The organism is Dietzia papillomatosis NBRC 105045, assembly GCF_001570845.1.
GTDB classification, from domain to species: domain Bacteria; phylum Actinomycetota; class Actinomycetes; order Mycobacteriales; family Mycobacteriaceae; genus Dietzia; species Dietzia cinnamea.
Window position 1 is genome coordinate 50,209 of sequence record NZ_BCSL01000016.1, and the last position, 25,417, is coordinate 75,625.

A 25,417-nucleotide genomic window follows, 5' to 3' on the forward strand; every position below is an offset into this window, starting at 1 on the left:
GACGGCTCCGGGAGGGATGACGAATCGACATAGACACCACGAGTGGAGCTGACGTGACAGCAAGCATTGACAGCTTCGGCGCCAAGGGGACCCTTGAGGTCGGCGACGAGGCCTACGACATCTACCGCCTGTCGGCGGTCCCGGGAGCGGAGAAGCTCCCTTACTCCCTCAAGGTCCTCACCGAGAACCTCCTGCGCACCGAGGACGGTAAGAACGTCACCAAGGCGCACATCGACGCCCTGGCGAACTGGGATCCCAATGCCGAGCCCGACACGGAGATCCAGTTCACGCCGGCGCGCGTGATCATGCAGGACTTCACCGGCGTGCCCTGCATCGTCGACCTCGCCACCATGCGCGAGGCCGTCGAGAAGCTCGGCGGCGACCCGGACAAGGTCAACCCGCTGGCCCCCGCCGAGATGGTCATCGACCACTCCGTCATCATCGAGTCCTTCGGTGACCACAGCTCGTTCGACAAGAACGTCGAGATCGAGTACCAGCGCAACGAAGAGCGCTACCAGTTCCTCCGCTGGGGCCAGGGCGCGTTCGACGACTTCAAGGTCGTCCCCCCGGGCACCGGCATCGTGCACCAGGTCAACATCGAGTACCTGGCCCGCACGGTGATGGTCCGCGACGGCGTCGCCTACCCCGACACCTGCGTGGGCACCGACTCCCACACCACCATGGAGAACGGCCTCGGCGTTCTCGGCTGGGGCGTCGGCGGCATCGAGGCCGAGGCCGCCATGCTCGGCCAGCCGATCTCCATGCTCATCCCGCGCGTCGTGGGCTTCAAGCTCACCGGCTCGATCAAGCCCGGCGTGACCGCTACCGACGTCGTCCTCACGATCACCGAGATGCTGCGCAAGCACGGCGTCGTCGGCAAGTTCGTCGAGTTCTACGGCGCGGGCGTCGCCGCCGTGCCGCTGGCCAACCGCGCGACCATCGGCAACATGAGCCCGGAGTTCGGCTCCACCTGTGCCATGTTCCCGATCGACGGCGAGACCATCGACTACCTGCGCCTCACGGGCCGCGACGAGGAGCAGCTCGCTCTGGTCGAGGCCTACGCCAAGGAGCAGGGCATGTGGCTCGACCCCGAGGCCCCCGAGCCCGCGTTCTCGGAGTACCTCGAGCTGGACCTGGGCGAGGTCGTCCCGTCGATCGCCGGCCCCAAGCGCCCGCAGGACCGCATCGAGCTGTCCGATTCCAAGAGCGCGTTCCGGAAGGACATCCACAACTACGTGGGCGACGACGCGACGACGCTCGAGGACACCCAGAAGGGCTCCACGCAGTACGGTGACGCCCCGGCCGAGGGTGCCACGCTCGTCCACGCCGAGGAGGGCTCGGTCCGCGCCGACGCCTCCGCCGGCGCCGAGGGCCGGCCCTCCAAGCCGGTCGAGGTCACCGTCGAGGGCAAGGAGATGGTGCTCGACCACGGCATCGTCTCGATCGCGTCGATCACCTCGTGCACCAACACGTCCAACCCGTCGGTCATGATCGGCGCGGGCCTGCTCGCCCGTAAGGCCCACGAGAAGGGCCTGACCGCCAAGCCGTGGGTCAAGACCTCGATGGCTCCGGGCTCGCAGGTCGTCACCGAGTACTACGAGCGCGCCGGCCTGTGGCCCGACCTCGAGTCCCTCGGCTTCCACCTCGTGGGCTACGGCTGCACCACGTGCATCGGCAACTCCGGCCCGCTGCCCGAGGAGATCTCCAACGCGATCCAGGAGAACGACCTCACCGCGACCGCCGTCCTGTCCGGCAACCGCAACTTCGAGGGCCGGATCAACCAGGACGTCAAGATGAACTACCTGGCGTCCCCGCCGCTGGTCATCGCTTACGCGATCGCCGGCACGATGGATTTCGACTTCTCCAGCGACTCGCTGGGCAAGGACCACGACGGCAACGACGTCTACCTCAAGGACATCTGGCCCACCTCCGAGGAGATCGAGGAGACCATCAAGGCCTCCATCTCCTCCAACGAGTACAAGTCGAAGTACGCCGACGTGTTCGCCGGTGACGAGCGCTGGCGCGGCCTCAACACCCCCGACGGCAAGACCTTCGAGTGGGATGAGAAGTCGACCTACGTCCGCAAGGCCCCGTACTTCGACGGCATGGAGATGGAGCCGGAGCCCGTCAAGGACATCAAGGGCGCCCGCGTCCTGGCCAAGCTCGGCGACTCGGTCACCACCGACCACATCTCGCCGGCCTCGACCATCAAGCCGGGCACCCCGGCGGCGCAGTACCTGGACGCCAACGGTGTGGAGCGTAAGGACTACAACTCCTTCGGCTCCCGCCGCGGCAACCACGAGGTCATGATCCGCGGCACGTTCGCCAACATCCGTCTGCAGAACCAGTTGCTGGACGGAGTGACGGGCGGCTACACCCGCGACTTCACCCAGGAGGGCGCGCCGCAGGCGTTCATCTACGACGCCGCCCAGAACTACGCCGAGCAGGACATCCCGCTCGTCGTGCTGGGTGGTAAGGAGTACGGCACCGGCTCCTCGCGTGACTGGGCCGCCAAGGGCACCCGCCTGCTCGGCGTCCGCGCCGTGATCACCGAGTCCTTCGAGCGCATCCACCGCTCGAACCTCATCGGCATGGGCGTCATCCCGCTGCAGTTCCCCGAGGGCGAGTCCCACGAGACCCTCGGCCTGGACGGCACGGAGACCTTCGACATCGCGGGCATCGAGGAGCTGAACAACGGCACCACGCCCAAGACGGTGAAGGTCACCGCGACCAAGGAGGACGGCTCCACCGTCGAGTTCGACGCCACCGTGCGCATCGACACCCCCGGTGAGGCGGACTACTACCGCAACGGCGGCATCCTGCAGTACGTGCTGCGCAACATGATCAAGGGCTGATCCCCTCTCACATCGTCGGCGGTGCGCGGTACCCCCTGAATCGGGCGGGGAACTGCGCACCGCCGCGGTGTATCCGCGAGAAAGGTTGTGAGATGCCCAGGGTCAGCCAGGACCACATGGACGCCCGACGCCGGCAGATCCTGTCCGGCGCCCGTGAGTGCTTTGCCGAGTACGGGTTCGAGGGGGCCACCGTGCGCCGGCTGGAGGAGGCCACCGGCATGAGCCGCGGCGCCATCTTCCACCACTTCGACGACAAGGACGCCCTCTTCCTCGCCCTGGCCCACGACGACGCCGCGGCGATGGCCGCCACGGTCGCCGAGCAGGGCCTCGTCCAGGTGATGAGGGAGATACTCGCGGACCCCGACGAGTTCTCGTGGCTCGGCACCCGGCTGGAGATCGCCCGTCGGATCCGCACCGACCCGGACTTCCGGGAACGGTGGACGGACCGGCAGGCGGAGGTGGACGCGGCGATCGTCGCTCGACTCCGCGAGCAGAAGGCCTCCGGTCGGATGCGCACTGACATCCCGGCCGACGTTCTGCGCGTCTACCTCGACATCATCCTCGACGGACTCATCACGCACCTGGCCACCGGCCGCGGCACCGAGCACGTCAGCGAGATGCTGGACCTCGTGGAGGCGTCGCTGCGCACCGGTCAGGGGTGACAACGCGCGCCGGGGCGTACGTTGTAGCGCATGAGCACACCCCAGACGACCATCCCCACGATCGCCCTCGCCGACGGGCGGTCCATCCCCCAGCTCGGCTTCGGTACGTTCCAGGTCCCGCCCGCCGACACCGAGAAGGTCGTCACCGACGCGATCGACGCCGGGTACCGCCACCTCGACACCGCGCAGATGTACGGCAACGAAGAGGGCGTCGGTCGGGCGGTGGCCGCCTCCGGGATCCCGCGCGAGGAATTCTGGATCACGACCAAGCTCAACAACACCTTCCACGAGCGCACGGCCGCCCGTGAGGCCACTGAGCGGTCGCTCGAGGCGCTCGGCGGGCGGATCGACCTGTACCTCGTCCACTGGCCGCTGGCCATGCACGACGATGTCGCGAGGGTCTGGGAGGTCATGGAGGAGATCAGCTCCGACCTGCCAGTCGACTCGATCGGCGTCTCCAACTTCACGGAGGCGAACCTCGCGCGCCTCGCCGAGGCCGGCCTGAGCACCCCGACGGTCAACCAGATCGAGTCGAACCCGTACTTCGTCAACGACGAGCTCCGCGCCGCCTGCGTCGAGCGCGGGATCGCGGTCGAGGCGTGGAGCCCGCTCGCCCAGGGGACGGTCTTCGGCGACCCGCAGCTCACGGCGCTGGCCGAGCAGGTCGGGCGCACCGTCTCCCAGGTGGTGCTTCGCTGGGTGCTGCAGCGCGGGGACATCGTGTTCCCCAAGTCCTCCAGCCCCGCGCGGATGCGGGAGAACCTCGAGCTGTTCGACTTCGAGTTGACCGACGAGCAGATGGCCTCGGTATCGGCGCTGCACAACGGCACGCGCTCCGGCCCGGACCCGGACGTCTTCGACTGGCGCGGCTGAGGGCCAACCGTCCGCATACCGGCGAGCGGCTCGCGCTGTCGCCCGTCAGCCGTCACTTAGGTCAGCATTTCCCCAGGAGACCCGACCGCAGAACGTACCGAAGTGACGGTCCTTCGCTCTAGGGCTGCGCTGCCAGCGTCGAGAAGTCAGTTCCGCACACGTCTGCCGAGAGGCGCGTGTGCGGAACGCTCTTTTCAACGGCGGGATCGGGCTGGCGCGTCCTAGAGTCGGTCCATGACCACCACCGGCGCGCACGACGCGGCCGACGCCCACGGCGCGGCCGGCGCGCACGACGCGGCCGGCGCGCACGACGCGGCTGACGCGGCCGCCGCCCACGACGCACTGGGCCGGACGGCGCGCGATCGCGCCACTACGGCCCCGGTCCTGGCCTCGTACGCAGCGGGCAGCCTGGGTACGGGCGCGTTCGGCACGCTGCCCGGCCTGGTGTTGGCGTACTACCTCACGGACTCGATCGGGGTCGCCGCGGCGGTGGCGACGGTACTCGTGCTGGTGCCGAAGGTGGTCGACGTGCTCGCCTACCCGCTGATCGGCGCGATCTCCGACCGCGCGTCGCACCGCACCGGCTACCGCACGGGGCTGATGCTGTCCGGCGCGCTGGCGCTTCCGGTGCTCTTCGTGGCGACGTTCGCCGCGCCGACGGGCTGGAGCACGGGCGCGGCGGGCGTGTGGGTGATGGGCTTCTTCCTGCTGGCCTCGCTCGCGTACTCGTGTTTCCAGGTGCCGTACCTCGCGCTGCCGGCCGAGCTCACCGAGGACGCCGCCGCCCGCGTGACGGTGTTGGCGTGGCGGGTGGCGGTGCTCGCCGCGGCGATACTGCTCACCGGCGGTGGCGGCCCGGCGCTGCGGGACGCGGCCGGTGGCGGGGCGACCGGGTACGTGGTGATGGCCGCGGGCGTCGCCGCCGTGATGCTGGTGGGGATGTTGTGGTCGACGTTCGTGGCCGGCCGCCGCACGATCATGCGCGCCGACGCACCCGCGGGTGGCCTCGCCCACGAGTACCGCGACGGCCTCGACGCGCTGCGGACGACGCGGCCGTTCCGGCTGCTCGTGGTGGTGTTCTGCCTGCAGGCGGTGGCCACGGCGGTGATGCTGGCGGGTGGTCAGTACGTGGCGACGTACGTGTTGGGTGACGAGACCGCGCTGACCGGGCTGTTCCTGGCCCTGGTGGGGCCGGCGTTGTTGGTGATGCCGCTGTGGGCGCGGCTCGCGCACGCGCGGGGCAAGGTGCCCGCACTCGCCGCGGCGACGGTCGTGTTCACGGTGGCCACACTTCTGCTCGTCCCGGCCGGTTTCGCGCCCGGTGGGTGGGTGCACGTGCCGGTGGCGTTGGCGGGCGTCGCGTACGCGGGTATGCAGGCGCTTCCGATGTCGATGCTGCCGGATTGCACCGACCTGGATCGCACATTGGGGGGACGACGACGAAGTGGCGCCATGAGCGGCCTGTGGACGGCCTCCGAGACGGGCGCGATGGCGTTGGGGCCGGTGGTCGTCCTCGCCCTGTTGGCGGTCGGTGGGTTCCGCTCCGGCGGGGTGGCCGGTCAGCCGGGGTCGGCGCACTGGGCGATCGTCCTGGCGTTCTCCGTGGTCCCCGCGGTCCTCGCGGGCGCTAGCCTGCTGCTGATCCGGACTCTCGGCCGGTCCTATCCCCGATGGACGGAGCGCACATGACCCCCGATCCCCTGGCCCTCGAGATCGCCGACCGCGGAGAGCACGCCCTGGCCCGGTTGGCCGCGCTCCGGGCGCTGGATCCGCCGACGACCGGCGGCCGGGTCCTGTCGTACGTGTACGACTCGGGACTGGAGGAACTCGACGAGTTGGCGACCCGCGCCGCCCGGTTGGCGCACGGGGTCAACGGTCTCGACCCCACGGTGTTCGCCTCGGTCGCCGCGATCCACGGGGGGATCGTCGACCGTGTCCGGGCGATCCTCGGCGGCACGTCGGAGACGGTCTACGGCAGCGTCACTTCCGGCGGGACCGAGAGCTGCATGCTCGCCTGCCTAGCCGCCCGGGAGGTGTCCGGCCGGGAGCCCGGCGGCGGCGGGGCGATCGTCGCCCCGGTCACCGTGCACGCCGCGTTCCGCAAGGCCGCGCACCTGCTGGGTCTGCGGTTCGTCGGCGTCGAGGTGGACCCGGCGACGGGCAGGGTGTCCGCCAACGAGCTCCTCGCGGCGGTCGATGACCGGACGGTGCTCGTCGTGTGCTCGGCCCCGGCGTACCCGAACGGGGTGATCGACCCTGTGGCCGAGGTCGCTGCAGGGCTCGAGGCACGCCACGACCCGCGGATCGGGCTGCACGTCGACGCCTGCCTCGGCGGGCTGGTGCTGCCGTTCTGGCCCCAGGCCGCGCGGGCCGAACCGGGCGGGTCGCAGGTGGCGACGCGGTGGGACCTGCGCGTGCCGCGCGTCACGAGCATCTCGGCGGACCTGCACAAGTACGGCTTCGCACCCAAGGGCACCTCGGTTCTGCTCAGCCGCGGCCGGGAACGCCACCGCGCCGCGTGGTTCGCCACCGTGGACTGGCCGGGCTACCCCGTGGTCAACCCCACCCTCGCCGGCTCCAAGCCGCTGGAGCCCGCCGCCGCGGCGTGGACGGTTCTCGAGGCGCTCGGCGACGACGGACAGCGGGAACTCGTCGCCCGCACCGCTCGCGCCACCGATCGCCTGGTCGAGGGATTGTCCGCCATCGAGGGGCTGCGGGTTCTCGACCGGGACCCCGGACCGCTGCTCGCAGTCGCCACCGACGACACCGTCGATGACGGCCGACGCGTCCACCCCCACCTCTGGGCCGACGCCTGTGGCCGGAGGGGCATCTCCGTCCAGGCGCAGCCGGCCCACCGCCAGGAGCGGGGCCTCTTGTCGTCGTCGTCCCACCTCACCGTCACCCCGGTGACCGAACGGCTGGTCGACGACATCCTCCGGGTGGCGCGCGAGGCGGCCGACGAGGCGCGCGGTCGGGGCGCACCGACGCCGCCGGCCGCGTTCGGCGACGTCCTCGCCGCACTGGATTCCGGCGCCCTCTCCCCCGGCGATCTGCTCGCGCTGCCCGAGGACGACGTCCACGCCATGGTCTCGGGAGTCCTCGCGGACGCGCCTGAAGACGGAACGGGCGGCGGCATGGCTCCGCTCATGGCGGCGATCGAGCGCCTCCCCGCCGACGTCGGGGCCCGGCTCGTCCGCGCCTACCTCGCGGCCGTCATGGAGTGAGGCCGGTGAACTCCTTGCGGATCTCCGCCGACGCGCGGAACCACCGACCCACATACGGGACAGCCAACGGCGCCGGCTCAGCATTCAGGTAGCGGACGAACCACCCGGTCAGGCCGTCCCACTCGGTGTGATCTCCCTGCGGGTGGAGGTCCCAGCCGAGTTCGCTCAACTCCCAATGGGCTTTGGCCGAGTTGCGGAGCATGGACGTCGTCACCCAGTTCTCCTCGGCGTCCTGCCCGCCGCGCGACACCGGTCGCACGTGGTCGATGGTCGGGAACAGTTCCCAGAACGCGAAGTGCGACCTGGACATCGCCCAGTTCGGATCCGCCGGGAAATCCTCTGGCAGGAGCACCGACAGCAGCCGGAGCGCTCCCGGGTTGACGAGGCGGCTTCCGCTGTACCGGTCGGTGAAACCGTCCGGGTAGAACAACCGGAGCGAGGCGCGCTCGGTGTAGCTTCGCGACGCCTTCTCGACAGGGGTGAACGGGTACCGCTCGCCCAGGATGCGTCGCCCCTCGCCGAGCCCGTCTGCTTCCAGCGCGGCGACGACGTCAGCGAGGACATCGGCCTTGTCCTCAGACGCGGGTGCTCCCGGCGTCGGGCCCGGAACCGGGACATCGGAACCCGCCTCATCCATATTGGTCTCCTCGTAGAGCGTCTCCCGACCCACTATGCCCCCGACGAGAACCGCCCCCCGACTCGAGGTCGAGGGGCGGAGCATGGTGCGGGGTGCGTCAGACGAAGACCGCGATCGCGACGTTGACGATGCCGAGCACGCCGGCGACGTGGGCCAGCGTCGCGGTGGTGCCCTGCGCGCGGGCCTCCTTGCGGACGCCGAGGATGGCCACCACCAGGATGGCGATCGCGATGACCAGCTTGATGCCGATCTTCATGTGGTTGACGTCCACGTCGTCCATCTCCCGCAGACCCACCAGCAGCAGGCCGGTGACCACCTGCAGGATGGCGCCGTGCAGCATCGCCTTGTTGACGTGAGGCGCCTTGATGGTCGCCAGCCAGCCGCCGATGATGCCCGCCAGGCCGATGAAATGCAGGATGAGCACGATGTTGAAGACGATGTCCATACGGCGATTCTCTCAGGCCGCGAGGACATAACGCCTGGTAAGGGTGGCCTATGTGACCGGCGACTCGGTGGCGCGGCCGGCTACTGCCGGGTCAGGTGTTCTCCTGTCGCGGCAGAACCACCACCGGACAATGGGAGTGCGGGACGACGTGCTGGCTCACCGATCCCAGCAACATGCCCGCGAACCCGCCGCGCCCGCGCGACCCCACGACGACGAGCCGGGCATCCCGCGACGCCGCGACGATCGACTCGGCCGGGTGGCCGCGCATGACGAGCTGCTGCACGACGGCGTCCGGCCCGAGCGTGTCACGCACGGTGTCGGCCAGTACCTTCCGCGCCTGCTCCTCCAGCTTCTTGGGCGACTCCGCCCCGGACATCGCGTACGGGCCGAACACCGGCGCGACGTCGAACGCGGTCAGCGCGATCAACGGAGCATCGACGGTGCGGGCGTAATCGGCCGCCCAGGTCAGAGCCCGCCGGGAATCCGGGCCCCCGTCAACTCCGACGACGACTGGTCCTGTGTCCATGAGCGCTCCTCCTTCGACGAGACCGTCGGCGGCGCTGGACATGTCGTGCACCGACGACACCTCCCACCGTAGACGGGATCGCCGGGCGGTGTGCGTAGCTACGCGAGTTCGACGGTTACATGCGCGAACGTCGCGTTCGCAGGCTCACGCGAGCTCGACGATCTCCATGTACTCCTGGCTCCACAGATCCTCCGTGCCGTCCGGCAGGATGATGACCCGCTCCGGCTCCAGCGCCTCCACGGCGCCCGGATCGTGGGTGACCAGCACGACCGCGCCCTCGTAGGTGCGCAGGGCGTCGAGCACCTGCTCACGCGAGATGGGGTCGAGGTTGTTGGTGGGCTCGTCCAGCAGCAGCACGTTGGCCGCCGACGACATCAGCCCCGCCAGCGCGAGACGCGTGCGCTCACCGCCGGACAGGGTGCCGGTGGGCTGCTCCAGTTGCGGGCCGGAGAACATGAACGCGCCCAGCAGGCCGCGCAGGTCCTGCTCCCCCGCGTCCGGCGCGGCGTGGCGGATGTTCTCCCACACGGTCGCGTCCATGTCCAGGGTGTCGTGCTCCTGGGCGAAGTAGCCGATCTTGAGCCCGTGGCCGGTGACCACGCCGCCCTCGCCGTCGGTGCGCTCCACGCCGGCGAGCAGCTTGAGCAGGGTGGTCTTGCCGGCGCCGTTGTAGCCCAGCACGACCACGCGGCTGCCCTTGTCGATCGCCAGGTCGACCCCGGCGAACACCTCGAGCGAGCCGTACATCTTGGTCAGACCCTTGGCGAACAGCGGCGTCTTGCCACACGCGGCCGGCGTGGGGAACTTGATGTGCGCGACCTTGTCGGCCACGCGCACCTCGTCGAGTTCGTTCATCATGGTCTCGGCGCGGCGGATCATCTGCTTGGCGGCGGCGGCCTTGGTGGCCTTGGCGCCGAGCTTGGCGGCCTGCTGCTTGAGCGCGGACGCCTTCTTCTCGGCGTTCGCGCGCTCGCGGCGGCGACGCGCCTCGTCGGTGGCGCGGGCGTCGAGGTACTTCTTCCAGCCCATGTTGTAGGCGTCGATCTCTCCCCGCACGGCGTCGAGGAACCACACCTTGTTCACCACCGCCTCGAGAAGTTCGACGTCGTGGGAGATGATGATCAGCCCGCCCTCGTGCTTCTCCAGGAACTGGCGCAGCCACGTGATGGAGTCGGCGTCGAGGTGGTTGGTCGGCTCGTCGAGCAGGAGCATCGTCTGTGACTTGCCGGCGCCGTCGGAGGCGGCGAACAGGATGCGTGCCAGTTCCACCCGTCGGCGCTGACCGCCCGAGAGCGTGCCGAGATGCTGCGTGAGAATACGGTCCTCCAGGCCCAGGCTGCTGCAGATGCGCGCGGCCTCGCTTTCGGCCTCGTACCCGCCGCGGGCGGAGAACTCGTCCTCGAGCCGGCCGTAGCGGCGCACGGCCTTGTCCATCGCGGCGTCGTCAGGGGCGTCGACCATCTGCTGCTGGGCTGCGGTCATGTCCGCCATGAGGACGTCGAGCCCGCGGGCCGAGAGGACGCGGGACCGGGCCAGCTGGTCCATGTTGCCCTCACGCGGGTCCTGCGGCAGGTACCCCAGATCCCCGGTCCGTTCGACTTTCCCGGCGTATGGCTCACCCTCGCCGGCGAGGATCCTCATCGTCGTCGTCTTACCCGCGCCGTTCCGTCCCACCAGGCCGATCCGGTCGCCGGGCTGGACCCGCAACGAGGACCCGTCCATGTGGAGCAGGGTGCGCACGCCGGCGCGCACCTCCAGGTCGTCGATGGTGATCACGTGCGCGGGTACCTCGCTGTAGCTTTCGGGGAAGAGTCGGCGGCCCGCCCGCGGACGGGTACGGGCCGACCTGCCACTCTACCTGCGGCGCGAGTGAGCCGACGAGTCCGGTGACGTGGGTCTCCGCCACCAGAGCGTGTACGCCGAGTCCGCCTTCTAGCGGATTCTCCCGCCGCACTCCGTTCGCTGCGGTCTGTGGGCGGCCTTCCAGGCGTCCACTGTGTGCAGCTGCTCCCGGCCCTGGCTCATCGCTCCCGCCCGTGCATTCCCGCCCGGCGCGGACGCGTCGCGATTCCGCACAGCCGCTCGTCTGCCTGGCGTCTCGCTCCTGCAGATGTCCACGACAGCCCTCCTCGCCCCTCACGATGGCGTCTCGCCCGCGCATCGGGGCAGGCCAGACGCCATCGTGAGGGGCGGCTGCGAAAGCTCAGCCCGCGCGTCGACCGTAGAGGTTCTGCACGCAGCGGCCGAGCCGCCCGCGATCGTCCGAGATCAGCGTGTCGGTGAGCACTCCCTGACCGGGCCCGCCGACGGTCTCGCTGTCCAGGTGTACCCAGCCGGATTCGGGGTCGCGGTGCAGCGAGACCACGAGGTCGCAGTTGACCGCCGGGTGGCTCAGCGGATCGCTGGCCAGGGACACCCCGCTGGCGGAGTCGGCCACCACCACGGTGTGCTGCCACCCGGTCATGCGCTCCCCCTCGACGAGATCGACGCGCGCACGCCCCCAGGCCTGCGCGGGCCCGAGCTCGTCACCGCCGCCGGAGTCGAAGGAGAAGTCCACGACGGACAGGTAGCCGTCGGCGTGGGCGAAGCTCATCATCGGTCCGCGTTCGCGTGTGGTGGGCACGGGCGGCCCGTCGTGGGTTCCGACCGTGGGGAAGTCGTCGGGAGTGCGGCGCATCCGCCACCCGCGGGCGACGAGCGCGGGCCGGCCGGCCACGGAGGCGGTGGCCTCGAGGAGTTCGACGCTGCGTCCCGGGCGCACGGTGCGGACCTCGATGTCGAGCGGCGCGATGGGGACGGGCCCCAGCACGTCCACCGAGACCCGCGCCAGCCGCAGCGTCGGGTCCGCCTCGAACCGCTCCATCGCCCGCACCAGCAGCGCGCTCGGCGGCCCGGCGTGCTGGGATTCGGCGGACCACGGGCCCGCGGTGAGCGCGGTCGACCCGAAGCGACCGTGGTCCATCTGCTGGTAGAAGGCGCCGGACATGGGTTCCTCTCGCGCGACGGTAGTGTCAGTTCGTATGAAGGCTACGGGTGGCGGGTTGTTCGACGTCGCCGTCGTCGGGCTCGGCCCCGCCGGCCGCGCGCTCGCCTCCCGCTGCGCCGCAGCCGGTCTCACGGTCCTCGCGCTCGATCCGCGGCCAGACGCGCCGTGGCACCAGACCCTGTCCGTGTGGGCCGACCAGGTGCCGCCGTGGCTGCGTCCGGAGGCGTGCGGGATCGACGTGCTGGCGCACCGGGTCTCCTCGCCCGCCCTGTACGCGCCCGGGCGTGCGGTGCTCCAGCGCGAGTACGCGGTGCTCGACAACGACGCCCTGCGGCGTGCCCTGCCGCTCGGCTCCGGGGTCACCGTGGAGCGGGAGGCGGTCGACGACGCGGGTCTGCGCGACCTGACGGCCCGGGCCCACCGCGTGGTGGACTGCCGCGGCGCCGGGGGCCGGCTCAACTCGGGCCCGCTGCAGACGGCGTACGGCATCGTGGTGGACGCCGCGGACGCGGCGCCGGCCCTGGGCGGGGAGGCGGCCCTGTTCATGGACTGGCGCACCGACTACGCGCGTGGCCGGGGTGACGACGACGAGGTCGGCCCCAGCTTCCTGTACGCGATCCCCTTGTCCGCGGATCGGGTTCTGCTGGAGGAGACGTGTCTGGCGGGGCTGCCCGCCCCGGATCCCGCCGTCCTGGCGAGCCGGCTGCGCTCGCGCCTGGCGGGCCGGGGGGTGCCCAGCGCGGCGATCGACGACCCGCTATCGGTGGAGCGGGTGCACATCCCGCTCCTGCCGCGGCCGGGCGGGTCCGGGAACCCGCTGGTCGAGGCGTTCGGCACCGCGGGCGGGCACGGACACGCGGCGACGGGGTATTCGGTGGCCGCGATGCTCGCGGCCGTCCCCGCGGCCGTCCTCGCGCTCGGGGCCGGCCACCCGCTTCCCGCGCCGCGGTCCCCTCTGAGCACGACCCTTCACGGTGTTGGCCTGCGGGCGCTGCTCCGTGCGGACGACCGGACCCTCCGGGCGCTGTTCGCGGCGTTCGGGCGCCTCGACGGCTGCCGCCAGCGGTGGTTCCTCGACGGGGCGAGTCCGTCGCACCAGGTCGCTGCCGCGATGTGGGACATGTGGGTGACCATGCCCGTGCGCGACAAGGCCGGGATGGTGGCCGCGGTCCTGCGGCGCTCTGCCCGCGGTCCCGCGGCGCTGTCAGGCGTCGCGCGATCGAAACCCGTCGAACGTGAGTAACAGGCCGCCCGGGCGGCGAGCGACGCGGAACATCGACGACAGCGCGACCGCGGCCCCCGCCACGCCGAGGAGTTCGAACGTCTCCTCGATGTACATCAGTGTGAGGTAGAGAGTCGACGACGCGCCGATCTCGCGGTCGACGAGCCCGGTGAGGCTCTCGATCACGAGCGAGCCGGACAGGAAGACCACGGCCGCCGCGATCAACGAGACGGCGACGCGGCGGTGGAGAGCGAGGACCAGCCTGATGAGCAGACCGCCCACGATCAGGGCGATCACGGCGCCGGGGATCACCCAGTTGTAGTAGGTGTCGAACGGCAGGTACGGGGCCAGCCGGTCCCCCACCACGAAGAGCCGCTCGTGGAGGGCGCCCGCCTCGTCCACGGAGGCGGTCACGGCGACCGCGGAGAAGAGCCACCACGACGAGCGGAAACGGGCGGTGGTGACGGCGGCGAGGGCCGCGAAGGCGCCCACGAGGAGCCAGACCGCCGAGGCGAACCACACGGCCGCGTTGCCCTCGGCACCGATGTCGAAGGCGGTCCACAGCAGGTTCCAGACGTGCCACGGCTGATCGCTGCCAGTGGCGTGCACCATGTAGAGCAGGAAACCCGACAGCGGGGCTAGCAGAAGCGACGGGGGGAACACCAGCCACGCCGTCGCCCGGGTGAGGCGGGTTCCTTCGATGACACGCCCGCCCCCACTCTCGGCCTCAGACCGGTCGCCAACAATGTGATCAGCGGATGCGGACATGTCCCCCAGCGTAAATGTCGGCCGAACGGAACCGTAATCGCCGGCGACGACGCGGAGACGCCCGCCCCGTCCAGAACGGGGCGGGCGCTCTAGCGGGCACGCGGATCGCGGCGGCGGCGCCGCGAAGAGGGCTACACGGTGAAGCCGATGGCCCTCAGCTGCTCGCGTCCCTCGTCGGTGATCATCTGGGGTCCCCACGGCGGCATCCAGACCCAGTTGAGCTCGAGGTCGTTGACGAGGTCGGAGCCGACCGTCGCGGAGCGGGCCTGGTCCTCGATCACGTCGGTGAGCGGGCAGGCCGCCGACGTCAGGGTCATGTCGACGCGTGCGATGGTCGATCCCTCGGTCTCGCCGGGGCGGACCCAGATGTCGTAGACCAGACCCAGGTCGACGACGTTGATGCCCAGCTCGGGGTCGACCACGTCGCGCATGGCCTCCTCGAGATCGGCGACCAGCGCGAGGTCCTCCTCGGACTGCTCCGGCCGGTTGGGGTCGGGGCGGAACTCGCCGTTGTAGGCGGTCCCCGCGGGCGTGTCGTTCTCGGCGGCCGACGTGGGGTCGTCGACCGCGGGATCGTTGGCAGGTGTCATCTGCTCGGTCATGTCACATCACTCCTGATGGTGTTCGGTCTGTCGGCCGAGGGCGTCCTTGAACGCCATCCAGCCCAGCAGGGCGCACTTGACCCGCGCGGGGTACCGCGACACCCCGGCCAGGGCCACGGCGTCGTCGAGGACCTCCTCGTCGCCCTCGTCCTGGCCGCGGGAGGAGATCATCGTCTGGAAGGCGTCGACGACCTCGAGCGACTCCTCCACCCGACGGCCGACCAGGAGGTCGGCCATCATCGAGGTGGAGGCCTGGCTGATGGAGCAGCCCTGTGCGTCGTAGGACACGTCCTCCACGGTGGCGAGATCATCGGACAGGCGCAACCGCAGGGTCAGCTCGTCGCCGCAGGTCGGGTTGACGTGGTGGACCTCGGCGCCGAAGGGCTCCCGCAGCCCGCTGTGGTGCGGGTGGCGGTAGTGGTCGAGAATGACCTCCTGGTACATCTGCTCGAGCTTCACTTCAGCCCACCCCCGTCGACTCCGAAGAACTCCCGGGCTCGGCGCAGGGACCGGGCCAGGGCCTCGACCTCGTCGAGGGTGTTGTACAGCGCGAACGACGCCCGCACGGTGGACTGGACACCGAGGCGCCGGTGCAGCGGCCACGCGCAGTGGTGGCCCACGCGGACGGCCACGCCGTCGTCGTCGAGCACCTGGCTCACGTCGTGGGCGTGGATGCCGTCCACGACGAACGAGACGGCGCCGCCCCGGGAGACCATGTTCTCCGGTCCGACGATGCGGACGCCCGGGATCTGCTGCAGCGCCTCGAGCGCGGCCACGGTGAGCGCCTCCTCGTGGCGGGCGATGGTCTCCATCCCCACCGATTCGAGGTAGCGCACGGCCGCGGCCAGGCCGACGGCCTGCGACACCATCGGCACGCCGGCCTCGAACCGCTGCGGCGGCTCGGCGAACGTCGACTCCCCCATCGTGACGGTGGAGATCATCGATCCCCCCGTGAGCACGGGCGGCATCGCGTGGAGCAGCTCGCGACGACCGTAGAGGACGCCGATACCGGTGGGGCCGAGCATCTTGTGTCCGGAGAAGGCGGCGAAGTCGACGCCCAGATCGTGGAAGTCCACGGCCATGTGCGGGACCGACTGGCAGGCGTCCAGCACGACCAGCGCGCCGACCTTCCGGGCCGACTCGACCACGCGGGTCACATCGGTGACCGCGCCGGTCACGTTGGACTGGTGCGACACGGCGACGACCTTGACGGCGTCGGTGAGCTCGAGCGAGTCGAGGTCGATACGCCCGTCGTCGGTCACGCCGTACCAGCGCAGGGTCGCGCCGGTGCGCCGGCACAGCTCCTGCCACGGCACCAGGTTCGCGTGGTGCTCGAGCTCGCTGATGACGACCTCGTCGCCGGGGCCGACGGCGTGGTCGCCGAACCGCTGGTCCCCCAGGGCGAACGCCACGAGGTTGAGCCCCTCGGTCGCGTTCTTGGTGAAGACCAGCTCGTCCACGTCGGCCCCGACGAACCGCGCGATGTCGGCGCGGGCGCCCTCGTAGGCGTCCGTGGCCTCCTCCGCGAGCTGGTGCGCGCCACGGTGGACCGCGGCGTTGGAGTGCAGGAGGAAGTCCCGCTCGGCGTCGAGCACCGGGGTCGGGCGCTGCGACGTCGCCCCGGAGTCGAGGTAGACCAGGGGCTTTCCGTCACGGACCGTCCGCGACAGGATCGGGAAATCCGCGCGGACTGCTGTCAGGTCGAGGGTCGAGGTCATGTTCTCCCAGCTGTTCCGATCAGGCGGTGGCGGGCGTCAGGTACTTCTCGTACCCGTTCGCCTCGAGCTCGTCGGCCAGCTCGGCGCCACCGGAGGCGGCGATGCGGCCGTCGACGAACACGTGGACGGTGTCGGGCTTGATGTACTGGAGGATCCGGGTGTAGTGCGTGATGAGCAGGATGCCGCCGTTCTCCTCCGCCTTGTAGCGGTTGACACCCTCGGAGACCACGCGCAGCGCGTCCACGTCGAGGCCGGAGTCGGTCTCGTCGAGCACGGCGATCTTCGGCTTGAGCAGGTCGAGCTGGAGGATCTCGTGGCGCTTCTTCTCACCACCGGAGAAGCCCTCGTTGACGCTGCGCTCGGAGAACGCGGGGTCGAAGTCGAGGTCGGACATGGCCTCCTTGACCTCCTTGACCCAGTGGCGCAGCTTGGGCGCCTCGCCACGGACCGCGGTGGCCGCGGTGCGCAGGAAGTTGGCGGTGGAGACGCCGGGGATCTCGGTGGGGTACTGCATGGCCAGGAACAGGCCCGCGCGGGCCCGCTCGTCGACCTCCATGGACAGGACGTCCTCGCCGTCCAGGGTCACGGTGCCGCCGGTGACCTCGTACTTGGGGTGGCCGGCGATGACGTAGGCCAGGGTCGACTTGCCGGAGCCGTTCGGACCCATGATGGCGTGGGTCTGCCCGGACTCGATGGTCAGGTCGACGCCCTTGAGGATCTCGACGGTCTCGGGTGAGTCCTCGGTCGCGGCGACGCGGGCCGTCAGGCCCTTGATCTCGAGAGTGGTCATTGGTGTGCTCGCAATCTGTGTGAGAAGTCTTCGGAGGATGATCGGGGGCCTGCGGGCTCGGTCAGATGCCGGAGGACTGCAGCTCCAGCTCGACGGCCTCGGTGACCCGCTCGCGCACCTCGGGCACGCCGATGCGGTTGATCACCTCGCCGAAGAACCCGCGGACGACGAGGCGTCGGGCGACGTCCTCGGGGATGCCCCGCGACATGAGGTAGAACAGGTGCTCCTCGTCGAACCGGCCGACGGCGCTGGCGTGGCCGGCACCGGCGATCTCGCCGGTCTCGATCTCGAGGTTCGGCACCGAGTCGGCGCGGGCGCCGTCGGTGAGCACGAGGTTGCGGTTCATCTCGTACGTGTCGGTGCCCAGTGCCGCCGCCCGGATGAGGACGTCGCCGATCCAGACGGTGTGCGCGTCCGGGAGGTTGGACGAGGCGTCGCCCTGCAGCGCGCCCTTGTACAGGATGCGCGAGGTGCAGTTGGGCACCGAGTGGTCGACCAGCAGGCGGTGCTCGAGGTGCTGCCCGTCGTCGGCGTAGTACAGGCCGTTGAGGGTGACCGTGCCGCCGGGCGCGGTGAACCGCGCGAACGGGGAGATACGCACGACCTCGCCGCCGAACGTCACCGTGGTGTAGGTCAGCGTCGCGTCGCGGCCGACCTGCAGGTGGTGCCCGGCCATGTGCAGGGCGTCGTCGTCCCAGTCCTGGATGAGGACGACCTCGAGGTGGGCGGAGTCGCCGACGATGAACTCGACGTTCTCGGCGATCGTGCCGCCGCCGCGCTGGTCCACGACGAAGGTCGCGTTGGCGAACGGCTCGAGGCGGACCTGGGTGTGGCCGTAGGCGAGCTCGCCCTGGCCCGGACCGTCGACGGTGACGTACACGGGCTCGTCGAGCACGACCTCCTTGGCCACGGTGATGACCGAGGCCTCGGTGGCCGAACTGAACGCCTGCGCGGCCACGCGGTCGCGGGGGGCCCCGGCCTCGCCGACGCGCTTGTCGTCCATCGCGACGGTCTCGACGGTGAGGCCGTCGCGCTCGCCGACGGACGCCGTCAGGCGACCGGTCGCGGTGACGTTGGAGCCGTCGTGGAGACCGCGCAGACGACGCAGCGGGGTGAACCGCCAGATCTCGTCCTTGTGGCTGGGGACCTCGAACGCGCCGACGTCGTACGAGGTGAACTGGTCACCCTTCGTCGCGTCGACGGGGACGCCGTAGCGATCCGTGAGGGGGGCCGGGGCGGACCCGGTCTCGGGGGTGGTCGTGTCGGTCATGGGGTCAGCCCACCGATCCTTCCATCTGCAGTTCGATCAGGCGGTTGAGCTCGAGCGCGTACTCCATGGGGAGCTCCTTGGCGATCGGCTCGACGAAGCCACGCACGATCATGGCCATCGCCTCCTCTTCCGCCAGGCCGCGGCTCATGAGGTAGAACAGCTGGTCCTGGCTCACCTTGGAGACCGTGGCCTCGTGCCCCAGCGTGACGTCGTCCTCGCGGATGTCGATGTAGGGGTAGGTGTCGGACCGGCTGATGTTGTCCACCAGCAGGGCGTCGCACTCGACGTTGGACTTGGAGCCCTTGGCGCCGGGGTTGATCTGGATCAGCCCGCGGTACGCCGAGCGTCCGCCACCACGCGCCACCGACTTGGAGACGATGTTCGACGAGGTGTTGGGCGCCAGGTGCAGCATCTTGGAGCCGGTGTCCTGGTGCTGGCCCTCGCCGGCGAACGCCACCGAGAGCACCTCGCCCTTGGCGTGCTCACCGGTCAGCCACACGGCCGGGTACTTCATGGTGACCTTGGAGCCGATGTTGCCGTCGATCCACTCCATGGTCGCGCCCTCTTCGGCGCGGGCGCGCTTGGTCACGAGGTTGTAGACGTTGTTCGACCAGTTCTGGATGGTCGTGTAGCGGCAACGGCCGCCCTTCTTGACGATGATCTCGACCACCGCGGAGTGCAGGGAGTCCGACTTGTAGATCGGCGCCGTGCAGCCCTCGACGTAGTGGACGTAGGCGTCCTCGTCGACGATGATCAGCGTCCGCTCGAACTGGCCCATGTTCTCCGTGTTGATGCGGAAGTAGGCCTGCAGCGGGATGTCCACGTGGACGCCCTTGGGGACGTAGATGAACGAGCCGCCGGACCACACCGCCGTGTTCAGGGCGGAGAACTTGTTGTCACCCGAGGGGATGACCGAGCCGAAGTACTCCTCGAAGAACTCCGGATGCTCCTTGAGCGCGGTGTCGGTGTCCATGAAGATGACACCCTGGCTCTCCAGGTCCTCGCGGATCTGGTGGTAGACCACCTCGGACTCGTACTGCGCGGCCACGCCGGCCACGAGCCGCTGCTTCTCGGCCTCGGGGATGCCGAGCTTGTCGTAGGTGTTCTTGATGTCCTCGGGCAGGTCCTCCCAGCTGGTGGCCTGCTTCTCCGTGGACCGGACGAAGTACTTGATGTTGTCGAAGTCGATCCCGGAAAGGTCCGAGCCCCACTTCGGCATCGGCTTCTTGTCGAAGATCTTCAGAGCCTTGAGCCGCTTGTCGAGCATCCACTCGGACTCGTTCTTCTTGGCGGAGATGTCACGCACGACCGCCTCGGACAGGCCTCGCTGCGCGGCGGCACCGGCATCGTCCGAGTCGTGCCAGCCGTAGTTGTACTGGCCGATGGAGGCGATCCGCTCCTCATCGGTGGTCGGCTCGGTGACGTCGGCCGTCACCTGGTCGGGGGTGAGGGTCATCGCACTGTCCTTTCGGCGGTCGGTGCCGACGCGGGTGCGCCGGCCGGTGCGGGGATCGTGGCCGCGAGATCCTCCGCGGTCACGGTCCCTGTCGGGATGTTCGTGGTGCAGGCGCAGTTACCGCCCGCGATGGTCGCGAGACGCTGCACGTGGGTGCCCACTATCTCGGACACCACCTCCTGCTCGGCCTCGCAGAGTTCGGGGAACCGGGAGGCGACGTTCCACACCGGGCAGTGGTGCTGACAGATCTGCAGCCCCGTCCCGGCGTCCTCCACGGAGGACGCGTAGCCCGCCTTCGACAGGGCCACGGCGATGTCGGTCGCGGCGCGTTCGACGTCGTGGGCACCCTCGGCCGGTCGGACGTGTCCGATGACCGAGCGCACCCGCTCGCGGGCGAACTCCGAGACAGCCTCCGCGCCGCCGATGCGACGCAGTGCCGTCATGGCCTCGACCGCCAGGTGATCGTACCCGTGCCGTGCGGTGCTCCGACCCGTGGCCGTCACCTGGAACGCCCTGGCCGGGCGACCGCGGGTTCCCGCCGGACGGGTGCGTGCGGCCTCCACCTCGCCGGCCTCGACGAGGTGGTCCAGATGGCGTCGGACCCCTGCGGCGGTGAGCCCCAGTTCCTGTCCGATCTCGGCCGCGGTCAGCGCTCCGCGCTCCAGCAGGAGTTCCCGGATCGTCGAGCGGGTGTCGGGGCGCGTGCCGCTGTCCATCGCGTGCTGCACGCTCATACGCCACTCCCTTCCGGATATGCTCTGTGCGCCCGGGCGGGGCGCACCTCCTGATATTACGCAACACTTTCGTTTCGGAATTATTCCCCCACCCCCGGGCGCGTCCCTCGGGGCGCCGACATGCCCGACAGTTCCAGGTGGAGGAGGGACGAGACGATGGCACGCGACGTCCCGACACGTGGCGCGGGCTCGGTCACCTCGCGGCTCCACGCGCAGGAGCGGTTCACCGGCTCCCCGCCGTCCGCGGAGATGGCGCGACTGTGGCGCATCCGGCGTATCGGCACCACGGCATCCGTCGCGATGGCGGTCGGAGCCCTCGGCGCGGGCGCGCTGCCGGTGCTGCAGAACCCGATCGCCGGTGAGCGCCTGTTCGGGCTCTGGCTCCGCCTCCAGCAGTCGTCGATGACGGTGGTCATGGCCGGGATGGTCGTGGTGACGCTCTGCTGGCTGCTCCTCGCCCCGTACGTGCTCGGGCGCGATCGCCGGGGCCGGATGAGCGGGCGCATCGACCGGGCGACGCTCGACAGGGTGATCGCCTCGTGGGCGCTCCCGCTGGCCCTCGCGCCCCCGATGTTCAGCAAGGACGTCTACAGCTACCTAGCCCAGGGCGCCATCGGCAACGCGCTGGACGACCCCTACGAGCGCGGACCGGTCTCGGCGCTCGGGACCGGCCACGCGCTCACGATCAACGTCCCCGACATCTGGCGCGACACGCCCAACCAGTACGGCCCGCTCTTCCTGGGCGTGCAGAAGGCCATCCACGGGCTCACGGGCGACGACGTGGTGGCGGGGACCGTCCTGCACCGCGTCGTGGCCGTGCTCGGCATCCTCATGCTGGGCTGGGCGGTGCCGCGACTGGCCGAGTACTGCGGCGTGTCGGACGTGGCGGCGCTGTGGCTGGCGGTCGCCAACCCGCTCGTGCTGTTCCACCTGGTCTCCGGAATCCACTCCGAGTCCCTGATGATGGGCCTCCTGGCCGTCGGCCTGGTACTGGCCCTCCGCGCCGTCGACCACGCGGGCCGCGGGCGCGGCGCGATCCCGCTCTTCGTCCTGGGAACCGTCCTGATCACCGGTTCGGCCCTGGTCAAGCTGCCGACCATCGTCGCCCTGGGCTTCGTCGGCATGGCACTCGCCCGCCGATGGGGCGGCGACTGGCGGGCCACGATCCGGGCGACGGCCGTGATGGTCCTGATCTCGGGCGTCACGACCGGTGTGGCCATGGTCGCCACCTCGTCGGGCCTCGGCTGGGTCACCAAGCTCGGCGCCGCCACCTCGTTGCGGAGCTGGCTCTCCCCGCCGACCGCCCTCGGTGTGCTGGTCGGCGGGATCGGTCAGTACCTCGGGCTGGGCGACCACACCGCGCAGATCCTCGTGATGGTCCAGACCGCGGCCCTCGTGATCGCCGGCGCCTTCACCGTCCGCATGCTCTTCGCGGTCCAGGCCGGACGCATCGATCCGGTGGGTGGGCTCGGGGTCTCGATGGCGGCGATCGTGCTGTGCTTCCCCGTGGTCCATCCCTGGTACATCCTGTGGGCACTCGTCCCCCTCGCGGCGTGGGCGTCACGGTGGGAGTTCCGCGTCCCCGTGGTCGCGGTCAGCGCCGTCCTCGCCTGCTTCACCCTGCCGCCCGGCGCGGGGCTGCCGCCGTTCGTCACCGTCCAGGCGTGGGCGGCGACGGTGGTGATCGTCGCCGCGCTGCTGATCGCCCTCTTCCGGTGGCCGGGGCTGTTGCGGTACCGGTAGCCGGGCGGGCCTACAATCGGCACCCGTGACCTCATCGACGGACTCCCCCGCACTGCACGTCGAGGGACTCGTCAAGAGGTTCGGCGCCACCACCGCGGTCGCGGGACTGGACCTGCGTCTCGACCGCGGTCAGGTCATGGCGTTGCTCGGACCGAACGGCGCCGGCAAGACCACCACGGTCGAGATCTGCGAGGGTTTCGTGCGCCCCGACGCCGGAACGGTCCGCGTCCTCGGCCTCGACCCGCTGACCGACCGCCAGCGGGTACGCAGCCGCATCGGCATGATGCTGCAGGGCGGCGGCGCCTACCCGGCCGCGCGGGTCGGCGAGATGCTCCACCTGGTGGCCTCCTACTACGCCGACCCCCTCGACCCGGACTGGCTCCTGGGCGAGCTCGGCCTCAGCGACCACGTCAGGACCCCCTACCGCCGGCTGTCCGGCGGGCAACAGCAGCGACTGTCCCTGGCGATCGCGGTGGTCGGACGGCCGGAACTAGTGTTCCTCGACGAACCCACCGCCGGGCTCGACGCCCAGTCACGGCGGGCCGTGTGGGACCTCGTCCACGCGCTGCGTCGCGACGGCGCGGCCGTCCTGCTCACCACCCACCTCATGGACGAGGCCGCGTCACTCGCCGACCAGGTGGTGATCGTCGACCACGGACGGCGCGTCGCCTCGGGCAGTCCGGCGGAACTCGAACGCGCCGGGACCGCCGAAGGGGTCACCCTCGTCGTCGACGGCGAGGTGTCCCCGTCCCTGCTCGCGGACGTCCTCGGCGACGAGCACACGGTCGCCGAGGGGACCGCGGCCGGCGTTCTGGAGGTCCACGGCCCCGTCTCCCCCGGCCTCATGACAGCGATGTGCGCCGCGCTCGAGCGGGCCGATGTGCAGCTCACCTCCCTGGCCACCCGCACCAGGAGCCTCGAAGAGGTCTTCCTCGACCTGACCGGACGGGAACTGCGATGACCCACGCCCCCGAAGACGGAAACCGCTTCGCCCCCGGCACGTTCGCCCGGCCGTCCGCCCCGGCGTCCGTCGCACGGATGGCCGCGGCACAGACCCGCATGGAACTGGCGCTGTTCCTGCGCAACGGCGAGCAACTGCTGGTCGCGCTCGTCATCCCGGTCGCGATCCTGTTCGCCCTCACCGCCGTCGAGTTCGGAGCCGTGCCCGAGCCGCGGATCGACCACGCGATCACCGCGGTGCTCACCATCTCCGTCATGGGGACCGCGTTCACCGGGCAGGCGATCGCCGTCGGCTTCGACCGGCGCTACGGCGCCCTCAAACGTCTGGGCGGCACCCCGCTCCCACCGGCCGTCATCATCGCGGGCAAGATGCTCGCGACCCTGGTGCTGGTGGCCGGGCAGGCCGTCATCCTCGGAGTCATCGCGGCCGTCCTCGGATGGCGTCCCGACACCGCCGGGCTCGCGCTCGGTGCCGTGGCGGTCGCTCTCGGCTCGGTCGCGTTCTCCTCGATGGGGCTGCTCCTCGGGGGCACCCTGCGTGCGGAGATCGTCCTCGCGTTGGCCAACCTCATCTGGTTCGTCCTCATCGGTGGGGCCGGACTCGCGATCGGGGTGGTCGATCTCCCCACCGCGGTCCACGACCTCCTCGTCGTCGTCCCCTCCTACGCGTTGACCACCGCACTGGTCACCGCGACCGGCGGCGGCGTCCCCGCACTGGCCGCGCTGTCCCTGGCCCTGTGGACGGCCGTCTGCGGCGGCTTTGCCGTGCGTCACTTCTCGTTCACCTGATAGCAGAGGCCGGCGCCGCGCGGCCTAGAATCGGGGCCGTGACCTCGACATCGCACGCCCCGACCTCCGGAGCCCCGGCCGCGCCCGCGTCGAAGGGATCCGGCGGTCCGCTCTCCCGGCTGCCGATGCCGTCCCTGCGGGCCCAGAAGGGCATCGCCCTGGCGAACGTGATCGCCCAGATCGGCATCATGACCACCGGCGTCACCGTCCGCGTGACCGCCTCCGGACTCGGGTGCGAGACCTGGCCGCGCTGCAACCAGGACAGCTTCGTCCCCGTCCCCGGCGCCGGGCCCGCCATCCACCAGGCCATCGAGTTCGGCAACCGACTTCTCACCTTTGTCCTGGTGGCGGTCGCCGCGGCCCTGATCCTCGCGGTCTTCCGGGCGGGGCGACGCACCGAACTGAAGGTGCTCGCCCTCGCCATGCCGCTGGGCATCGTCGCGCAGGCGGTCATCGGCGGCATCACCGTGCTCGCCGGGCTCGTGTGGTGGACCGTCGCGCTGCACCTCCTGCCGTCCATGCTCCTGGCCTGGGTGGCGGCGGTACTGTACGTCCGGATCGGAGAAGACGACACCGCCCCGCCCAGGCGCGTGGTGCCCCGGCCGCTCGCCTGGCTCACGGCACTGTCGGCGGTCCTGCTCGCCGGCGTCCTCGCGACCGGGACCATGGTCACCGGCGCCGGCCCCCACGCCGGGGATGCCCGGATCGAGGCCGCCGACCGCCTGCAGCTGCCCATCCAGTGGCTCGTCCACTTCCACGCCGAGCTGATGATCGGCTACGTCTGCCTGCTCATCGGCCTGCTCGCCGGACTCATCGCGTTGCGGACCGAGGGGCCCGCGATCCGGCGCTGTGCGATTCTCATCGGGCTCATCGCCGCGCAGGCGGTCATCGGCATCACCCAGTACCAGCTCGGCGTCCCGGAGGTCCTCGTCGTGGCGCACGTGACACTGGCCGGCGCGATCACCGCCGTGACCGGCGCCCTGTGGGCCGCCGGGGTCATCCGCGACCGGATCCCCGCGTCCGCCGCACGCTGACGGGTTTCGGAGTGGGCGTCGGAGCGGGCGGGCGCCGGTCGACGCCCGCGCCAGCGCCCCGAACCCGCTGAAACGCCGGAATCCGCTACCCCGGACCCGGATCCGCTACCCCTGTACGGGTAG

23 protein-coding genes are annotated in these 25,417 nt (G+C 70.6%); 10 read left to right on the forward strand and 13 right to left on the reverse strand.

The annotated features are described in order from the left end of the window. Window positions 1-53: 53 nt before the first annotated feature. The 5 genes from acnA (at window position 54) to DPA01S_RS07620 (ending at window position 7,614) form a co-directional block, all read left to right on the forward strand. Entirely contained in the window at window positions 54-2,855 is a 2,802-nt protein-coding gene (gene acnA, locus DPA01S_RS07600) for an aconitate hydratase AcnA (protein WP_061229591.1), read from the forward strand. A 92-nt stretch (window positions 2,856-2,947) separates the two neighbouring features. After that, window positions 2,948-3,517 (forward strand): TetR/AcrR family transcriptional regulator, encoded by a 570-nt coding sequence (locus DPA01S_RS07605; protein WP_061229590.1) that lies wholly within the window; start codon window positions 2,948-2,950, stop codon window positions 3,515-3,517. Window positions 3,518-3,547: 30 nt separating this feature from the next. Then, window positions 3,548-4,390 carry an aldo/keto reductase gene (locus DPA01S_RS07610; protein ID WP_061915136.1) on the forward strand — a complete coding sequence of 281 codons (843 nt, stop codon included), beginning with the start codon at window positions 3,548-3,550 and terminating at the stop codon, window positions 4,388-4,390. Window positions 4,391-4,624: 234 nt separating this feature from the next. Next, on the forward strand, window positions 4,625-6,079 hold the full coding sequence (locus tag DPA01S_RS07615; RefSeq protein ID WP_232303059.1) for an MFS transporter: 1,455 nt from the start codon (window positions 4,625-4,627) through the stop codon (window positions 6,077-6,079). Further along, entirely contained in the window at window positions 6,076-7,614 is a 1,539-nt protein-coding gene (locus tag DPA01S_RS07620) for a pyridoxal phosphate-dependent decarboxylase family protein (RefSeq protein WP_061915140.1), read from the forward strand. Before DPA01S_RS07615 ends, DPA01S_RS07620 begins: the two co-directional genes overlap by 4 nt. On the opposite strand, the gene DPA01S_RS07625 is transcribed toward DPA01S_RS07620, so the two are convergent. From DPA01S_RS07625 to DPA01S_RS07645, 5 genes are all read right to left on the reverse strand, one after another. Then, complete coding sequence (locus DPA01S_RS07625) at window positions 7,604-8,251, reverse strand: HNH endonuclease (RefSeq protein WP_061915142.1); 648 nt, start codon at window positions 8,249-8,251, stop codon at window positions 7,604-7,606. The genes DPA01S_RS07620 and DPA01S_RS07625 overlap by 11 nt on opposite strands. Before the next feature lie 97 nt (window positions 8,252-8,348). Then, window positions 8,349-8,696 carry a hypothetical protein gene (locus DPA01S_RS07630; RefSeq protein ID WP_061915145.1) on the reverse strand — a complete coding sequence of 116 codons (348 nt, stop codon included), beginning with the start codon at window positions 8,694-8,696 and terminating at the stop codon, window positions 8,349-8,351. 91 nt (window positions 8,697-8,787) lie between these two features. Next, window positions 8,788-9,222 carry a universal stress protein gene (locus tag DPA01S_RS07635; RefSeq protein WP_061915203.1) on the reverse strand — a complete coding sequence of 145 codons (435 nt, stop codon included), beginning with the start codon at window positions 9,220-9,222 and terminating at the stop codon, window positions 8,788-8,790. A gap of 144 nt (window positions 9,223-9,366) precedes the next feature. Continuing rightward, window positions 9,367-10,998 (reverse strand): ABC-F family ATP-binding cassette domain-containing protein, encoded by a 1,632-nt coding sequence (locus tag DPA01S_RS07640; RefSeq protein ID WP_061915148.1) that lies wholly within the window; start codon window positions 10,996-10,998, stop codon window positions 9,367-9,369. A 427-nt stretch (window positions 10,999-11,425) separates the two neighbouring features. Then, window positions 11,426-12,208, reverse strand: a complete 783-nt coding sequence (locus tag DPA01S_RS07645; protein ID WP_061915151.1) for a thioesterase family protein — start codon at window positions 12,206-12,208, stop codon at window positions 11,426-11,428. 34 nt (window positions 12,209-12,242) lie between these two features. Here DPA01S_RS07645 and DPA01S_RS07650 point away from each other — a divergent pair, with 34 nt between their 5' ends. Beyond that, the gene (locus DPA01S_RS07650; protein ID WP_061915154.1) at window positions 12,243-13,451 is read left to right on the forward strand and encodes a lycopene cyclase family protein; all 1,209 of its coding nucleotides are present in this window, start codon (window positions 12,243-12,245) and stop codon (window positions 13,449-13,451) included. Here DPA01S_RS07650 and DPA01S_RS07655 read toward each other — a convergent pair. The 8 genes from DPA01S_RS07655 to DPA01S_RS07690 all read right to left on the reverse strand — a co-directional run bounded on the left by DPA01S_RS07655 (window position 13,413) and on the right by DPA01S_RS07690 (window position 20,768). Continuing rightward, window positions 13,413-14,198 (reverse strand): DUF8692 domain-containing protein, encoded by a 786-nt coding sequence (locus DPA01S_RS07655; protein ID WP_232303060.1) that lies wholly within the window; start codon window positions 14,196-14,198, stop codon window positions 13,413-13,415. The two genes, DPA01S_RS07650 and DPA01S_RS07655, sit on opposite strands and share 39 nt — an antisense overlap. A 131-nt stretch (window positions 14,199-14,329) precedes the next feature. Next, window positions 14,330-14,800: a metal-sulfur cluster assembly factor gene (locus DPA01S_RS07660; protein WP_061229204.1), complete on the reverse strand. Its 471-nt coding sequence runs from the start codon at window positions 14,798-14,800 to the stop codon at window positions 14,330-14,332. A gap of 6 nt (window positions 14,801-14,806) precedes the next feature. Then, a complete protein-coding gene (gene sufU / locus DPA01S_RS07665; RefSeq protein WP_061915157.1) occupies window positions 14,807-15,259 on the reverse strand; it encodes a Fe-S cluster assembly sulfur transfer protein SufU in 453 nt (150 codons plus the stop codon). Further along, a complete protein-coding gene (locus DPA01S_RS07670; protein WP_061915161.1) occupies window positions 15,256-16,518 on the reverse strand; it encodes a cysteine desulfurase in 1,263 nt (420 codons plus the stop codon). The genes sufU and DPA01S_RS07670 overlap by 4 nt, the downstream gene beginning before the upstream one ends. 19 nt (window positions 16,519-16,537) lie before the next feature. Beyond that, a complete protein-coding gene (sufC, locus tag DPA01S_RS07675; protein WP_007626481.1) occupies window positions 16,538-17,308 on the reverse strand; it encodes a Fe-S cluster assembly ATPase SufC in 771 nt (256 codons plus the stop codon). A 61-nt stretch (window positions 17,309-17,369) separates the two neighbouring features. Continuing rightward, window positions 17,370-18,578 (reverse strand): Fe-S cluster assembly protein SufD, encoded by a 1,209-nt coding sequence (gene sufD, locus DPA01S_RS07680; protein WP_061915164.1) that lies wholly within the window; start codon window positions 18,576-18,578, stop codon window positions 17,370-17,372. Between the two features lie 4 nt (window positions 18,579-18,582). Further along, window positions 18,583-20,034, reverse strand: a complete 1,452-nt coding sequence (gene sufB, locus DPA01S_RS07685) for a Fe-S cluster assembly protein SufB (RefSeq protein ID WP_061915168.1) — start codon at window positions 20,032-20,034, stop codon at window positions 18,583-18,585. Beyond that, a complete protein-coding gene (locus DPA01S_RS07690; RefSeq protein WP_061915172.1) occupies window positions 20,031-20,768 on the reverse strand; it encodes a helix-turn-helix transcriptional regulator in 738 nt (245 codons plus the stop codon). Before DPA01S_RS07690 ends, sufB begins: the two co-directional genes overlap by 4 nt. A gap of 156 nt (window positions 20,769-20,924) precedes the next feature. Here DPA01S_RS07690 and mptB point away from each other — a divergent pair, with 156 nt between their 5' ends. The 4 genes from mptB to DPA01S_RS07710 are packed head-to-tail and all read left to right on the forward strand — an operon-like array spanning window position 20,925 to window position 25,294. After that, window positions 20,925-22,511 (forward strand): polyprenol phosphomannose-dependent alpha 1,6 mannosyltransferase MptB, encoded by a 1,587-nt coding sequence (gene mptB, locus DPA01S_RS07695; RefSeq protein ID WP_061915175.1) that lies wholly within the window; start codon window positions 20,925-20,927, stop codon window positions 22,509-22,511. 25 nt (window positions 22,512-22,536) lie between these two features. Further along, a complete protein-coding gene (locus DPA01S_RS07700) occupies window positions 22,537-23,472 on the forward strand; it encodes an ABC transporter ATP-binding protein (protein WP_061915178.1) in 936 nt (311 codons plus the stop codon). Then, a complete protein-coding gene (locus tag DPA01S_RS07705) occupies window positions 23,469-24,260 on the forward strand; it encodes an ABC transporter permease (protein WP_061915181.1) in 792 nt (263 codons plus the stop codon). Before DPA01S_RS07700 ends, DPA01S_RS07705 begins: the two co-directional genes overlap by 4 nt. Before the next feature lie 38 nt (window positions 24,261-24,298). Then, window positions 24,299-25,294: a COX15/CtaA family protein gene (locus DPA01S_RS07710; protein WP_232303061.1), complete on the forward strand. Its 996-nt coding sequence runs from the start codon at window positions 24,299-24,301 to the stop codon at window positions 25,292-25,294. The last annotated feature ends 123 nt before the right edge of the window (window positions 25,295-25,417 follow it).